We start from the raw sequence: 14,558 nt of genomic DNA, 5'->3' as shown, positions 1-14,558 counted from the left end.
ACCACCGCCATGAAACTAACCCCAGATTCGAAATACAGATACACCACTACCCAGGACTTGACCTGCTCTTCTTTAGCTTGGGCCGCTTACATGGTCGCCACCAACGGGGTAATCGACCTGGATGCCGATGGTGGGCTTGGCGTGAACCCCTCCGACGTCAGAGATGACGATCAGGTTTCACCGTACTGAAATACAGTGTGGTAGACAAAGGTATGCGTGCGGTGGCGACAATCAAGGCTGTTTTTTCCTTCGCGGCTTTTTCGGGAATTCTCGCCCTGCTGGCGGGTTGCTCGCCAACACAAGATGGAGGTCCATCCGCTTCGACGGCCCAGGCCTGGTCGGAATCAGGTAATTACATTGTCTCTTACGGCCCGGTGCTTGAGCCCTTTGGGAATGACAGTTCAAACAGCTATTACCTCCATGCACCAACAGGGCAAGAGATTGACCACGTCCAAGGCTCCGGTAGCTGGACTCCGGTAGCCCTCCCGACACGTGGAGGTAGCTACCTCTACTTCGCCGAATCAATACAACAGCACGGTCTGCACAACGGTTCCGTTGAGATCCACGACTATGACCCCATTACGTATTTCGGATCTTCTCCCGAAGGCTCCATGGCGATTGCCATTGTCAACTCATCACAATCAGCCGCGTTCGCCCACCAAGTGATCATCCTGAAGGACGATGGGACCACTTCAAGTCACGACCTTCCGTTAGTTCCCCACTCTCTTGCGGTCGGTGAGAAACATGCCATCGTAATTGGATATACGCCGAACGCAACAGCTAGTGACAGAAGAATGTTTCTCTTAGATGCCGCGGGAAACGGCAGGGAAATAGCGTTTCCAGATGGCTACGAGGTCAATTCTCCTGATTTCAAGTATCCACACGTCAACTATCTGGGGGATGGGCTCTTCGAGATTCTCCAGGGACGAGTGGAAGGACACCGAACTTTTCTCACCGCTTTCGAAGTCCGAGTAAGCGGGGACTACACACTCGACACTGAGCAAGTAACCGAGCACGTCATGACACTCCATGAAGATTTTGCTGTCACTCGCACCCTGCAGCGAGGCGAAAATGGGTTCATTGACAACGAAGGCAGAGTGTTCATCAATAAAAGGGGTTCTGCGGATCCCGAGTTAACGGGAACGGTTGAGGGATTTTCCGAAGACCAGTTCATTCCCGTGAATTCCGCTGACGGCGACCCCAAATTCGCACTGAACCGAGGTGGAAAAATTGAAGTGCGCAGCTGGAACGCTCCGGAGAAACCGTTAACGACCATCTCCTACCACGCTGAAGCGTGCAGGGACTCGAGCTGCGGGATATCGTCAGTCTCCGAGATTGGCTAATCGCAGACCTTGTTTACACCGCCGTGATTTTGGCGGCGTTGCCCACCGCGCAGAATGTGTATAACTACGCGGCTACCTTCGACAAGGGCCAGACCGTGGCCAGGGACACCGTATTTATCACCACGTTTGCTTCCTTGCCCGTGATGTTGATCATCGCGCTAGCCTTCGGCCGTTAGACCACATACATGCCGGTGGGGATGCAGGCCCTGGCGTGGGGCGCGAGCCAACAGGTGGCCCCGCGCCGGCGGATGATTTTGCCGCGACGGGTAGGAATGTCCACCCCGTCCTCATTAACCCCGTTGTGGTAGCCGCATAATTTAGCCAGGTTCGGCGAGTTGGTATCCCCGCCGTCGGCATACGCATCGATGTGGTGGACCTGGCATTCATCGGCCCCACGCAAACACCCCGGCCACGCGCACACCGGGTTTTCCATCGCCGCTAAGACGTGCTGTTTAAAATTCGCCAACCGCTGCGTGCGGTAGGCATTGACCGGGCCTTCAAGGGGATGAAAAAGACCGAAATAGGCATAACCGGCCAACCGACGCTGCAAAAACTGCGCACCCGTCATCGTCGCCCCGTTCGTTAACTGCAAGATAACCTCATCGCCCTCACCGGCGATGATCTTGTCTAACTCATCAAGCTGGACTACCACGTTAGTCACCACGGTGTTATGCCCGGTGCCGGTGAAATACGCCCGCGTAAACGCCTCCAACGTCCCGTCGAGGCCAGAATAGATATCGGCAATCGTCTCCGACGGGCCGGTAATCCGGATATCCCACATCCCGTCAGCAGACCTGCGCAGCCTAGTACCCGGCTGCTTGCGTTTAGGCGGGACAAGTTCTTTGACCCGCCTGCGCCCGGTGCGCACAATCTCCCCCGGGGCGCTAGAGGCAAGTTCTACGCGCAGATCCCAGGCTTTGTTGCGGTCTTTAATCCTGCGAACGAACCGTTCAATGGTGCGCAGATCGGCAAGGCTTAAGCCCCGGGTTATCGCCGCGTCCCGGGCGGCGGCCTGCTTGCGCGTGGAGCCGGTGGGCCCAAAATAAACCTGCCACAGGTGGGCGTAGTCCTTAGCATCCTCACCGCTGGCACCCAAGGCGGCGAGATCTGCCGGGCTAGCGCCCTCGACCAGGCTGATTAATTCAATACCCCGCGATAATTGCCTAAAAAGGCCTTCTAACGTGTCCATGCCCGCACCCTAAACACCCACCACCCACCAACAAAAGGCCACCACACGCGGGCTGTGGATAACGTTGCGGCACATCCCGCAACGTGGGAATCGGTGCGGGTTATCCACAGGCTACGGGCGCACTATTTGCAAATCCCTCAGGTGACGGTAGAAGGTAGAACCTTTGACCGGACGCTTGGCGGAGATTCCGTCGACAATCACGCGCAGTTCCCGGCCGCCGGCCTGGACCGCCCGGCCCGTGGCCAGGCTGGCCGGCTCCAGCTGACCCACCCCAGGCCGCCCGCGCAGGAACCCAAACAACCCGCGGCGCGGGGCATCAAGTCCCAGCTGCTCATGCGTAGCCACCGGCCCCACGGCCTTGGCGGCGGCGATTCCGGGCGCATCCAACATCGGCACCAGGCGCGCGCCGTAATCGGCTTCGCCGCGCATCAGCACCTCGTCATCCACGATGATTTCCCCAGCGAGCGGGCCGTTGGACCACTCGGAAATGGTGGCGGACCCGGCCACCGCGAGGCCCTTATCGTTCCTAATCAGGGGGACGGGGCTGACGGTGCCGTTAAGGGCGAGCTGAAAGGCGGCGTCGGGCGAATCGCAGGGGATGCGCCAATTCTGCGCGGCCGTGGAAGCGGCGGTGGGGACAAAGCCCACCTCGACCCACATGTAATCAGCGCGCATCATGCGCGTGAGCACCGCGGACAGCGCCGCGTCGGTGCCCACAACAATGACCCGCAGCGCCTCCGGCACCGGCTGCGGCGCCGGCCCGGGCGCGCCCAGGTGCTCCACGTCCGGCCGCTTGGATATCTCCTCCAGGCTGGGGGTGGGGTCCTCGGGCAGGATGGCCGCGGCCGCCTCATCGAGCGGGCGAAGCTCCTGGCGGGTCGGCACCGCCGAGACGTCCACAACCTGGTAGCCGGCCGGAATCTCAACTTCGGGCGCACCGCAGCGCACGACGATAATCTGCATGCCCACCACTGTAACCTACCGCCACCGGCCGCCAACGCCGCACGCCTATCGCGGGCGCGCGCATTTGTGGCGAACAAGTCACATTATTGCCACGGCGCAGCCAATAAAGGGTAAGGTTATCCCGTATTTGGCACCAATTATTTTGGGAAGTGACTTAAAAGACCATGGCAGCAATCGTCATTGTGGGCGCCCAGTGGGGCGATGAGGGCAAGGGTAAGGCCACGGATATCCTCGGCGGGCTCGTTGATTACGTCGTCAAGCCCAACGGCGGCAACAACGCCGGCCACACCGTGGTGGTTGGCGGCGACAAGTATGAGCTCAAGCTCCTGCCGGCCGGCATTCTTTCCGAAAACGCGGTCCCGGTCCTTGGCAACGGCGTGGTTATCAACCTCGAGGCGCTCTTCGATGAGATTGACGGCCTGGAGGCGCGCGGCGCCAACGCGTCCCGCCTGCGCATCTCCGCCAACGCCCACCTCGTGGCGCCGTACCACCAGGTGCTGGACCGCGTGCAGGAGCGCTTCTTGGGCAAGCGCGCCATTGGTACTACCGGTCGCGGAATCGGCCCGGCGTACGCGGACAAGGTGGCCCGCGTGGGCATCCGCGTGCAGGACATCTTCGATGAGTCCATCCTGCGCCAGAAGATCGAGTCCGCGCTTGACGTCAAGAACCAGATGCTGGTCAAGATGTACAACCGCAAGGCCATCGACCCCGAGACCGTGGTGGAGTACTTCCTGGGCTACCGCGAGCGCCTGGCCCCCATGGTCATCGAGTCGGAGCAGGTCCTCAACGAGGCCCTGGACGCCGGCAAGCACGTGCTCATGGAAGGCGGCCAGGCCACCATGCTGGACGTGGACCACGGCACCTACCCGTTCGTGACCTCATCGAACCCTAGCGCGGGCGGCGCCTGCGTGGGCTCGGGCATCGGCCCCACCAAGATCACCTCATCCCTGGGCATCATCAAGGCGTACACCACACGCGTGGGCGCCGGCCCGTTCCCCACGGAGCTGTTTGATAAGTGGGGCGAATACCTCCAGACCACCGGCGGCGAGGTGGGCGTGAACACCGGCCGCAAGCGCCGCTGCGGTTGGTATGACTCCGTGATCGCCCGCTACGCAACCCGGGTCAACGGCTTTACAGACTACTTCCTGACCAAGCTGGACGTGCTCACCGGCATCGGCGAGATCCCCATTTGCGTGGCCTATGACGTGGACGGCAAGCGCTACGATGAGATGCCGCTGACCCAGTCCGAGTTCCACCACGCGCAGCCAATCTTTGAGACCATGCCCGCGTGGGATGAGGACATCACCGGCTGCACCACCTTCGAGGAGCTTCCGCAAAAGGCCCAGGATTACGTCCTGCGCTTGGAGGAGCTTTCCGGCACGCGCATCTCCTACATCGGCGTGGGCCCGGGCCGTGACCAGACCATCATCCGCCACGACATCATGAAGGGCGAGTAGCCCCCATTGGCCGCGGGGCGCCGCCCCGAATAGGCCCCGCGCCCACGGCCCGCGCGGGGTACTGGGCTATTTGTATGCGATAATTGCCGCATGGATTTTGCACGCAACGTTGGCACCCCGTTGAGCCCAAACGCCACCAAGGTGATGATCTTGGGAGGCGGCGAGCTGGGCAAGGACCTAGCCGCGGCCTTCCACAAGCTGGGCCTGGAGGTCCACGCCGTGGAGCGCTACGAGGGTTCCCCGGCGGCGCAGGTGGCGCAGTTTAGCCACATCGCGGACGTTACGGACAAGGACGCCGTGCTCGAGTTGGCCCGGGAGATCCGCCCGGACTTCGTGGTCCCGGAGGTAGAAAACGTCTCCTTTGAGGCGCTGGCCGAGCTGGATGAGCATTCGCCGGCCGTGGTGGTCCCCACCGCGCGGGCGTGCGAGCTGACGCAGACGCGTGAGGCGATGCGCGCCGCGGCCACGGAGCTGGGGTTGCCTACCACGGCGATCAGGCCGGCGGCGTCGGCGGAGCAATTGCGCGAGGCGGTAGAGGAGTTGGGCTATCCCTGCGTGGTCAAGCCGGACGTGTCCACCTCCGGCAAGGGGCACATGATTGTCCGCGAACCCGGGGAAATCGAGGAGGCCTGGGCCAAGGTCCGCCGCGTGGGCAGCGACGAGGAGCGCGTGATTGCCGAGCGTTTCGTTGACTTCGATTATGAGGTCACGGTCCTTGCGGTGCGCTCCATCGACCCGGCCACCGGCAAGCTGGCCACGTGGTTTAGCGAACCCATCGGCCACCGACATGAGCACGGTGACCTGGTGGAGGCGTGGCAGCCCATGGCCATGAATCAGCGCGCGGCCGAAAACGCGCGCTCCGTTGCGGCGCGCATCTCCAACGCGCTGGGCGGGCGCGGCGTCTACGGCGTGGAGCTGTTCGTCTCCGGCGAGGACGTGTACTTTTCCTCCGTGTCCCCGCACCCGGCGGATACGGCGATGCTCACGCATTACACGCAGCGCTTCAGCCAGTTTGACCTGCACGCGCGCGCCATTTTGGGCTACCCCATCGACGTGACGTTAGTCTCCCCGGGCGCGGCGGTGGTGCTGCACGCCAAGGACAGCGGGGAGGAGATAGCCTACGCCGGCCTGGCCGAGGCCATGGCGGTGGAGGAAACGGACGTTCGCCTCTTCGGCAAGCCCAACGCCTACCCGGGCCGCCGCATGGGGCTGGTGGCCTCAACCGCCGCCACCGTCGAGGAGGCGCGGGATCATGCGGTGCTCGCCGCCAGCCGAATCACCGTGGGCAATCCCGCGTCCGAGCCCGCCTAGCCCCGCCGAATCATCGGCGTATGGGGGATGCCCTCATCCATGAATTCCTCGCCGCAGACCTCGAACCCAAAGCCGCGGTAGTAACCCACGAGGGGGGACTGCGCCTCGAGGAAGACCGTGGGGTGCCCCTGGCGGCGGGCCAGTTCCAGGGCCGCGTGCATGATGTCTGCGCCCAGGCCGGTGCCGCGGGCGCTGGGGTGGAGGGCGAAACGGCCGAACTGCATGTAGCCGCCGGCCGGGAAGATGCGGGCCGTGCCCAGCAAGTTATCCCCGTCGACGGCGCGGATGTGCACGGTGGTCTCGCGCGCGTCGATGTCATCGATCTCCGGGTACGGGCAGCGCTGTTCGTGAACAAACACGTCGACGCGGAGTTTGTACAGGCGGTGGACCTCCATCGCGCTGAGGCTGGTCAGTGGGGAAGAAATGAGGTGTGGCATGTAATTAGACTAGGTGTGCAGTAGAGTGAAAACATCACTCATAGATTATTCGCGTGAGTTAAATCACTACATCTTATGCTTGTCTAGCAGGCAAAGGAAGAGAGGCCTTCTTAGCATGTCAGAATCCCGCTCCGCACTCGTTAGCGTTATTGGACAGGACTTCTCTGGAGTGGACGTGGAGGCTTTCGCGGCTGCCTTGGGTTCGCGTTATGCCAGCCTTGATGACCGCGACCCAAGCATTTCCGCGGTAGTCTCCGCCGATCTCCTTGCCGACGGCCCGGCTATCATCAAGGGCATCGGCGAACCGCACTTTGACGCCGTAGCCGCGGCCGCGGTGGGCGTGCCGCTGCTGCTCGTGGCCCCGGACGGCTTCCACGCGGCCGATCAGGCCGTGCGCAACGCGAAGGAAGAAAAGGCCACCGTGGCCGGCGTGGTCAGCAGCCTGGATGACGTGGAGGGCTTAAGGGGCCAGCTGGCGCTGAGCGCCGAGCCGGTGATGAGCGCGCCCGTTTTCGAACAGCAGCTCATCAAGCAGGCCCGCGCGGCCCGCGCGCACGTGGTGCTGCCGGAGGGCGATGATGACCGCATCCTCATCGCCGCCTCCCAGCTGCTGGCCAACGACGTGTGCGAGCTGACCATCCTTGGTGACAAGGACTCCATGCTCGCCCGCGCCGAGGAACTGTCCATCGACATTTCCGAGGCCCGCCTCATCAATCACCTCACCTCACCTCTGGCGGAGGAGTTCGCGGCGGAGTTTGCCGAGCTGCGCAAGGCCAAGGGCGTGACCCTGGAGCAGGCCCGCGAGACCATGAAGGACATTTCCTACTTCGCCACCATGATGGTGCACAAGGGCCTGGCGGACGGCATGGTCTCCGGTGCCGCGCACACCACGGCGCACACCATCAAGCCATCCTTCCAGATCATCAAGACCGCCCCCGGCGCGTCCGTGGTTTCCTCCATCTTCCTGATGGTCATGCGTGATCGCCTCTGGGCCTTCGGTGACTGCGCGGTCAACCCCAACCCAACCGCCGAGCAGCTCGGCGAGATTGCCGTGGTGTCCGCGAAGACCGCGGCGGCCTTCGGCATCGACCCGCGCGTGGCGGTCCTGAGCTACTCCACCGGTGATTCCGGCTCCGGGCCTGACGTGGACCGCGCCATCCAGGCGGTTGCGGCCGCCCGCGCGCTGGATTCCGAGGTCAAGGTTGAGGGCCCCCTGCAGTTCGACGCGGCCTGCGACATGGGCGTGGCGAAGAAGAAGATGCCGGGCAGCGAGGTTGCTGGCCAGGCGAACGTGTTCATCTTCCCGGACCTGGAGGCGGGCAACATCGCCTACAAGACCGCCCAGCGTACCGCCGGCGCCCTGGCCGTGGGTCCAATCCTGCAGGGGCTCAACAAGCCGGTCAATGACCTGTCCCGCGGCGCCACCGTCCCGGACATCGTCAACACCGTAGCTATCACCGCTATCCAGGCAGGGGGTGCCAAGTAATGTCGTTTGTCCTGGTACTCAACTCAGGTTCGTCCTCCATTAAGTTCCAGCTGGTCAATCCGAAAAATTCCGCGACGGACGCGCCCGAGGTATCCGGCCTGGTGGAGCAGATCGGCGAGCCCGGCGGCGCAATCACCGTCAAGGTGCGCGGCGAGGCCTTCAAGGAAGAGCGTGACATCCCCGATCACAAGGCGGGCCTGGCGCGCGCGTTTGAGATCATGACGGACCACGGCGTGGGCCCAACCCAGGTTGAGCTTTCCGCCGTGGGGCACCGCGTGGTGCATGGCGGCCGCCTGTTTAGCGAACCGCAGCTCATCGTGGACCAGATCGAGTCCATGATCGAGGACCTCATCCCGCTGGCGCCGCTGCACAATCCGGCGAACCTGGACGGCATCCGCGTGGCGCGTGCCATCCTGCCGGACGTTCCGCACGTTGCGGTGTTCGATACCGGCTTCTTCCACGACATGCCGCCCGCCGCCGCGCTGTACGCGATCAACAACGAGGTGGCCGGCGAGAACGCGATTCGCCGCTACGGTTTCCACGGCACCTCTCACGAGTTCGTCTCCCAGCAGGTGCCGGGCCTTATCGGCCGCGAGCCGGAGCACACCCACCAGATCACCCTGCACCTGGGCAATGGCGCCTCCGCCGCCGCGATTCTCAACGGCCACCCGCTGGATACGTCCATGGGACTGACCCCGCTGGCGGGCCTGGCCATGGGCACCCGTTGCGGCGATATTGACCCGGGCGTGATCTTCCACCTGTCGCGCCAGGCCGGGATGAGCATCGATGAGATTGACAACCTGCTCAACAAGCAGTCCGGCGTGAAGGGCATCGCGGGCGTCAACGATTTCCGCACGCTGCGCGAGCTCATCGAGCAGGAAAATGATGACGCGTGGCTGGCCTACAACGTCTACATCCACCAGCTGCGCCGCTTCATTGGTTCCTACATGATCGCCCTGGGCCGCGTGGACGCCATCACATTTACCGCTGGCGTGGGCGAAAATGATGTGGACGTGCGCGCGGATGCGCTGGCGGACCTGGAGATGTACGGCATCAAGATTGACCCGGAGAAAAACGCCGTGCGCTCCTCCGAGCCGCGCATCATCTCCACCGATGACTCCACCGTCAAGGTCCTCGTGGTCCCCACCAACGAGGAGCTGGCCATCGCCCAAAAGTCCCAGGTCATCGCGGAGATGGCGCGCGAGGCGGGCCTGTACTCTTAAGGGCCCCGGGGTAAGTTCCTTTCGTAAACCCCAAGCCGATTTCGCGTAAATCGGAGTCGACTTGTCGTAATCCGGAGCGAAGCGAAGGATTACGTCCAGGTGGTGGGCCTTACCTGATTGGCCAGGTCCACCAGCGCGTAGCGGTGGCGGGAATACGGCGCCTGGCGGGCCAGCGCCCGCAGCGAGTCCGCCAGGCCAAACTGCAGCCCGCGCTGGGTGAAGGCAAACTCGAAAAGGTCATTGGGCGAGGTGGCCGCCTCCAGGCCGTTATCCCGCAGGAAGTTTAGCCCCGCGGAGATGACGGCCACCTTGACCTGCATGAAGCGCGGTTCGTTGGTGGGGACCTCCTCTAGGCGCCGGGCGGCGCGGCGGATGCGGGATTCGCTGAGCGAGTGGGATATCAGCTGCAGGATCGTGGTCAGGCGCGCCATGCGCTGGTGGCGCGAGGCGTTGGGCACCTTGTCCAGCGTGGCCACCGCGGATTCCACCTGGTGCTCGGCGCGCAACTGGCGGGCCAGGCCGAATGCGGAGGACACGGTGGTGGGGTTCGTGGCCCACACCAGGCCATAGAGGCGCATGGAGTTAAAACGCAGCAGGGCCGGGTCATCGGTGACGTGTTCCCAGATGCCTGGCTGGTCCTGGAAGGCCTCGTTGTCCAGGTCCGCCAGCGAGGAGGAGATGCCTGCGCACGCGCGTGCCACGGACGGCTCGATGAGGCTGGCCAGGTTGTAGCCCAGCTGCTGCAGGATGAGCTCGTTGATGGCGGCGATCGCCAGCTTGGGGGCGGCCTCGCCGGGCAGGATGTAGAGCACCTGCACGAAGTGCTTCTGGGCCGTGAAAAAATCATCCAGCAACAGGGCGATAAGCCCGGAGTACCACTGGAAACGCCAGTCCTCACCCAGGCGCGGCTCCAGGGACTCCAGCCAGCTTTTGGCCTGCGCGGTGTAGCCCAGATCCAGCATGGAGCGCACCACGCCCAGCGGGATTTCCGCGGATTCCACGTACTCGGAGGCGCGCATGGCCTGCCGCAGGGTTTCCAGGGCCTCCTGCGGCTCCGTGTAGGAAAAGCCCTGGAGCAGGGCCGCGCCCACGTCCTCGCGGTCAAGTAGCGGCGTGGGAAGGGCGGAGACCACCTCGGGCGCGGTGATGCGGACGGTGCGGTCGATGCCGTCGATGAGCTGGTCGGTGCGGAAAACCAGGTGTTTGGTGCCAAACGTCGTACGTTGCGGGGAAAACAGGGAATGCTGCGCCGGGTGCTGGATGCCATCGCGCACCGCGATGACCTCGCGCAGCACGCCGTAGAGCTGGGTGCGCAGCGCGGAGATGGAGGGGAAGCGCCGCTTCGGGTCCTCGTGGGTGGCGCGCTTTAAGAAGCGGTAGAGGCTTAGGTGGCGGCGCAGCTCCGGTTCCTCGGAGGGGGAGGGGATGCCGGGCTTATAGAAGCCGTCCTCCTGGGGCAGGCGCAGGGTCAGCGCGGCCAGGGTGCGGCCGATGGTGTAGATATCGCTGGCTATAGACGGGCCCTCCGTGGCCACCTCGGGGGCCTGGAAGCCCTTAGTGCCGTAGATGAAACCGTAGGCGCCGATGCCGGAGACCGCGCCCAGGTCGATGAGCTTGACCTGGTCCTCGGAGATGATGATGTTATCCGGTTTCAGGTCGTTGTAGACCACCCCGCGGGCGTGCAGGTAGTCCAGGGCGGGCAGGACCTCGAGGAGGTAGGCGATCGCTATGTCTATCGGCAGGAGCTTGTCCGGCTGGGCGTTGCGGCGCTGGCGCAGTGAGGGCCCGCCCACGTACTCCATAACGATGAAGCCGCCGGGCACGCGCGCATCGTCCACGAAGTTGAAGATCTTCACGATGCCCGGGTTGGTGATGTCCGCGAGGAATTCGCGCTCCGCTTCGGCGGCTGCGGTTTCATCGGCGGATTTGTGCGCCTGCATGCCCTTTAGCACCACCACGCGGCCGGAGACAAAGTGGTCATTGGCCAGGTATATCCAGCCCATGCCGCCGTGGGCGATTACGCCGAGGATTTCATACTGGCTGGCCACCATGTCCCCGGCCTTGAGCTGGGGCGCGGGGATGTTCTTTTCCTTGGCGGCCGCCTCGCCGTCGATCAGCGCGGAGACCGGGTCTGAGGGGATGACGAACGGCAGGCGGACCATGCCGTCCGCCACCTCGCGGTTCGTGCGCTGGGCGGCGCGGCGCTCGCGGAAAATAGTCAGGGCCTGCTCGCGGGAGCGCTGGGAGGGGTCTTGTTGCGCGGCGCGCGCCTCGTCCTGCCGCTTGCGCAGGTTGCCCAGGTCGGCGATGAGCGCCGCGATGTCATCCTCGTTATCGCCCAAAGCCTCATCGTCATCGGCGAAGGGATCGAAGGCCACCGCGTCCGTGCCGGGTTCGTCCTCATCGGCGAAGGGGTCAAAGGCAACGGCCTGCGTGGCCGGTTCGGCGGTCTCGCCGGAGTGCAGCGTATGGTCCCTGTCCCCGTGGTGGGCGGTGCCTTGGGATACCGGGTCATCGTGGGCGAAAGGGTTGTACGCCACGGCCTGGGTGGGGTGCGGGTCGTCGATGTAGTCGAGCTCGTCGTCGGACAGGTTGTGCTCGTTCATCTAGTCCTCCTCACGGTAGACAATCGGCGGCAAGCTAGGGGACGGCAGGTACGCCGCGAACCACTCGTTGTACATGCGGGCCCAGGTGCCGTCCCGGCGGATGCGCTCCAGCGTGGAATTGACCTGGCGGACCAGGCCGGAGGAATCATACTCACGGTCCGGCTTGCGCACGCCCACGCCGTACGTCTCGGTGGCCATGGATTCCCCCACGATCTGCGTGTACGGGTCCTGATCCACCATGCCTGACAGCAGCGTGTCATCCGTGACCACCGCGTCCACCTCGTGCAACTGGAGGGCCATGAGGCAATCGCCCCAGGAGCGGGTGCTCAAGATATCGGCGTCCGGTGCCTCGATGCGGATGCGGTCAATGGCGGTGGAACCGTCTGCCGCGCAGATGGTCTTGCCCGCCGTTTCGGACACGGAGGTAATCTCAGAGCCCTTGCTCACGAGCATGCGGGTCTGGGTGGTCAGGTACGGGATGGAAAACTCCACCTGGCGCTGACGCGCGGAGGTAATGGTCATGGTCCGGATCACGATATCCACCGCGCCCGAGGCCAGCGCCGCCTCGCGGTCCGAGGACTCTATGTAGCGAAAGTCCACCTTTCCCGGATCCCCGAAGATGTCCCGGGCGATCTCATGCGCCAGGTCAACCTCGAAACCGCGCAGTTCGCCCGATGCCGCGTCGCGGTAACTCAACAGGTTGTGGGACTGGTCCACCCCCACGATGATGCGCCCGCGCTTGAGGATGGGCGGGACGCGCTGTTCAGGTTCCTTGTCATCGGGGCGCAGGGAGCCCTCAAGGTCCTCGGTCAAAATTTCCGAGGCCTCTACCGAACCGGCGGGCTCAAACACGGAACCCGCGGGCAGCGGCGGGCCGGCGGCGGGCGCGGCGTTGGGGACGTAGCCTTCGGCGGGCTTATCCGGGTTCACGTCATTAATCACCGCCGGCGCGGAGGCGTTAGGGTTCCGCGGCTGCGGGGCGCAGGCGCTAAGTGAAACCGCGAGCGCGGCGAGGGCGGCGGTAGCGATGGCGGGCGTTTTCATCACAGGTACTCCTGAAGGCGCGCCCGGATACCCAGCCACACCGCGATGATGGCCCCGAAGGTGAGCAGCAACACGGCGGTGGACACCATAGTCATGGCGGACAGGGAATCCTGGATGAATGAGCGCATGGCCTGGCGGGAATCGGCAATCAACTTCGCCAAAGACACGTCCAGGTTGCTAAACGCGTTGGCTGAGGTGGACGGCTCGTCCGGCAGCGGCGTCCGGGAGGCGGCCAGGTGGATGGCACGGTCATAATTGCCCTCGCGCAGCGCGGCGACCAGCGAGGAATGGCCCTGCTCCCAGTCCCCCAGGGACTCGCGCGAGTCCGCCAGCAGCTGGGCGCGGTAGGTGGAGCGGGTGGGGTTGATGGCCTCGGAGGCCTCGAAGTCATTGAGCGCACCGCGGATGTTGCTCACCGTGGTTTGGAAATTGGATTCCGAGGCCTCCCGCGACTGGCGGCGAACCAGCGCCAGCGTTTCCTCCGTGCGGGCCTGCTGCGCCTCGATCCGCGAGGCGGTCAGCGCGTCCCACGGGTGGGAGGCCTCCTCGAACCCGCGCGCGCCCGCCGACCAGGACGCCAGGTTGGATCCGGCCACCCAGGCCATGGCCACCAGCATGAAGACGGTCGCGGCGGCGAAGCCGCGGTTGATGCGCCGGCGGGTGAGCCGGAACAGCCACCACTGCGCCAGGAGCAAAAACAGCACCGCCGCGAGCAGGCCGGACAGCGGCACCCACTGCGGCTTGGTCAGCGCCTCGTGCTCCTCGTTGACCTTGGCGGAGGTCAGGCGGAACAGTTCCGCCGCCGCCGGCAAGATGTCCTCGCGCATCAGCGCCGAGGCGTTGGACATGTACGCCACCGCCACCGCGTTGCCCCCGCGGTGGTTCACGCGCGCGGATTCAACCATGCCCGTGTACACCGGCAGCTGGCGCTGGATGAACCCCACCAGGTTGCGGATGCGCTGGTCCGAGGCCTGCGTGCCCAGCACGGACTCCGTAGCCGCCGACGCCGCCCTGTCCACCGCCTCATAATAGCTTCGCTGGTTGCTCTCAGTCTCCACCCCGGCCTGCACGAAACCCGTGGTGGCCAGCGTGTCCGCCAGCGACAACGAGGTGTAGAGGTTGTGGGCCGAGTTGCTCATCGGCTCGGTGACATTGAGCAGCACGTCCAGGTCGCGCTGGCGCTGCGCGGAGGAATTGGACATGGACATGCCTGCCGCGGCGATCGCCAGGGTGAGGATGACCGTGACCGTAAACAGCTTGCCCGGGGTGGTGGTCACAAACGCCAACACGCGGCGCAGCAGGCGTGAGGGGCCGGCGAACGTGGACATGGCCAGCAGCGTGGCCCTGGACTGCGCGGGGTTAGCCGGGGCGGTGACATCATCCAACCAATGGTCGCTGGAGGCCACGAGGACCTGGCCGGAATCCGGCGCGCCATGCGGCCCATCGTGTGGGCCAGTGTGCGGCGTGTGAGTCCCGGGTTCGGTCATTCCCATAGGATA

At 64.4% G+C, this 14,558-nt stretch carries 11 protein-coding genes and 1 pseudogene; 6 read left to right on the top strand and 6 right to left on the bottom strand.

The genetic code is table 11. The features are described from left to right. The first annotated feature begins 221 nt into the window (after nucleotides 1-221). Nucleotides 222-1,343 carry a hypothetical protein gene (locus CENDO_RS10100; protein ID WP_136141899.1) on the top strand — a complete coding sequence of 374 codons (1,122 nt, stop codon included), beginning with the start codon at nucleotides 222-224 and terminating at the stop codon, nucleotides 1,341-1,343. Nucleotides 1,344-1,348: 5 nt separating this feature from the next. After that, nucleotides 1,349-1,519 (top strand): annotated as a pseudogene (locus CENDO_RS10095) (AEC family transporter); the annotation flags it as partial. Here the strand turns inward: CENDO_RS10095 and CENDO_RS10090 are convergent. Together CENDO_RS10090 and CENDO_RS10085 are read right to left on the bottom strand one after the other, a co-directional pair. Beyond that, nucleotides 1,516-2,532, bottom strand: a complete 1,017-nt coding sequence (locus CENDO_RS10090) for an HNH endonuclease signature motif containing protein (protein WP_136141898.1) — start codon at nucleotides 2,530-2,532, stop codon at nucleotides 1,516-1,518. The pseudogene CENDO_RS10095 and the gene CENDO_RS10090 overlap by 4 nt on opposite strands. A gap of 111 nt (nucleotides 2,533-2,643) precedes the next feature. Further along, nucleotides 2,644-3,495 (bottom strand): hypothetical protein, encoded by an 852-nt coding sequence (locus tag CENDO_RS10085; RefSeq protein ID WP_136141897.1) that lies wholly within the window; start codon nucleotides 3,493-3,495, stop codon nucleotides 2,644-2,646. A gap of 164 nt (nucleotides 3,496-3,659) precedes the next feature. Between CENDO_RS10085 and CENDO_RS10080 the strand changes: the two genes are divergently transcribed. Both CENDO_RS10080 and purT read left to right on the top strand, forming a co-directional pair. Continuing rightward, complete coding sequence (locus tag CENDO_RS10080) at nucleotides 3,660-4,952, top strand: adenylosuccinate synthase (RefSeq protein ID WP_136141896.1); 1,293 nt, start codon at nucleotides 3,660-3,662, stop codon at nucleotides 4,950-4,952. Between the two features lie 90 nt (nucleotides 4,953-5,042). Continuing rightward, complete coding sequence (purT, locus tag CENDO_RS10075; RefSeq protein WP_136141895.1) at nucleotides 5,043-6,263, top strand: formate-dependent phosphoribosylglycinamide formyltransferase; 1,221 nt, start codon at nucleotides 5,043-5,045, stop codon at nucleotides 6,261-6,263. Here purT and CENDO_RS10070 read toward each other — a convergent pair. Further along, on the bottom strand, nucleotides 6,260-6,700 hold the full coding sequence (locus CENDO_RS10070) for a GNAT family N-acetyltransferase (RefSeq protein WP_136141894.1): 441 nt from the start codon (nucleotides 6,698-6,700) through the stop codon (nucleotides 6,260-6,262). The two genes, purT and CENDO_RS10070, sit on opposite strands and share 4 nt — an antisense overlap. Nucleotides 6,701-6,815: 115 nt before the next feature. On the opposite strand from CENDO_RS10070, the gene pta reads away from it, so the two are divergent. Next, complete coding sequence (gene pta / locus CENDO_RS10065; RefSeq protein ID WP_136141893.1) at nucleotides 6,816-8,186, top strand: phosphate acetyltransferase; 1,371 nt, start codon at nucleotides 6,816-6,818, stop codon at nucleotides 8,184-8,186. After that, nucleotides 8,186-9,409 (top strand): acetate kinase, encoded by a 1,224-nt coding sequence (locus CENDO_RS10060; protein WP_136141892.1) that lies wholly within the window; start codon nucleotides 8,186-8,188, stop codon nucleotides 9,407-9,409. The genes pta and CENDO_RS10060 overlap by 1 nt, the downstream gene beginning before the upstream one ends. A gap of 89 nt (nucleotides 9,410-9,498) precedes the next feature. On the opposite strand, the gene CENDO_RS10055 is transcribed toward CENDO_RS10060, so the two are convergent. From CENDO_RS10055 to CENDO_RS10045, 3 genes are read right to left on the bottom strand one after another with little or no spacing between them, the layout of a single operon-like run. Then, nucleotides 9,499-12,015: a serine/threonine protein kinase gene (locus tag CENDO_RS10055; RefSeq protein ID WP_136141891.1), complete on the bottom strand. Its 2,517-nt coding sequence runs from the start codon at nucleotides 12,013-12,015 to the stop codon at nucleotides 9,499-9,501. After that, entirely contained in the window at nucleotides 12,016-13,059 is a 1,044-nt protein-coding gene (locus CENDO_RS10050) for a glutamate ABC transporter substrate-binding protein (protein WP_136142266.1), read from the bottom strand. After that, on the bottom strand, nucleotides 13,059-14,546 hold the full coding sequence (locus CENDO_RS10045) for a hypothetical protein (RefSeq protein ID WP_246014281.1): 1,488 nt from the start codon (nucleotides 14,544-14,546) through the stop codon (nucleotides 13,059-13,061). Before CENDO_RS10045 ends, CENDO_RS10050 begins: the two co-directional genes overlap by 1 nt. Nucleotides 14,547-14,558 lie beyond the last annotated feature (12 nt).

This window comes from Corynebacterium endometrii (genome assembly GCF_004795735.1).
GTDB lineage: Bacteria > Actinomycetota > Actinomycetes > Mycobacteriales > Mycobacteriaceae > Corynebacterium > Corynebacterium endometrii.
This window is presented reverse-complemented; position numbering and strand designations above follow the sequence as displayed.

Excerpts from the sequence above, each read along its gene's own strand:
- CENDO_RS10045 (WP_246014281.1), bottom strand. The coding sequence starts at position 14,546 with ATGACCGAACCCGGGACTCACACGCCGCACACTGGCCCACACGATGGG.
- CENDO_RS10055 (WP_136141891.1), bottom strand. The coding sequence starts at position 12,015 with ATGAACGAGCACAACCTGTCCGACGACGAGCTCGACTACATCGACGAC.
- pta (WP_136141893.1), top strand. The coding sequence starts at position 6,816 with ATGTCAGAATCCCGCTCCGCACTCGTTAGCGTTATTGGACAGGACTTC.
- CENDO_RS10050 (WP_136142266.1), bottom strand. The coding sequence starts at position 13,059 with ATGAAAACGCCCGCCATCGCTACCGCCGCCCTCGCCGCGCTCGCGGTT.
- CENDO_RS10080 (WP_136141896.1), top strand. The coding sequence starts at position 3,660 with ATGGCAGCAATCGTCATTGTGGGCGCCCAGTGGGGCGATGAGGGCAAG.
- CENDO_RS10070 (WP_136141894.1), bottom strand. The coding sequence starts at position 6,700 with ATGCCACACCTCATTTCTTCCCCACTGACCAGCCTCAGCGCGATGGAG.
- CENDO_RS10090 (WP_136141898.1), bottom strand. The coding sequence starts at position 2,532 with ATGGACACGTTAGAAGGCCTTTTTAGGCAATTATCGCGGGGTATTGAA.
- CENDO_RS10085 (WP_136141897.1), bottom strand. The coding sequence starts at position 3,495 with ATGCAGATTATCGTCGTGCGCTGCGGTGCGCCCGAAGTTGAGATTCCG.
- purT (WP_136141895.1), top strand. The coding sequence starts at position 5,043 with ATGGATTTTGCACGCAACGTTGGCACCCCGTTGAGCCCAAACGCCACC.
- CENDO_RS10060 (WP_136141892.1), top strand. The coding sequence starts at position 8,186 with ATGTCGTTTGTCCTGGTACTCAACTCAGGTTCGTCCTCCATTAAGTTC.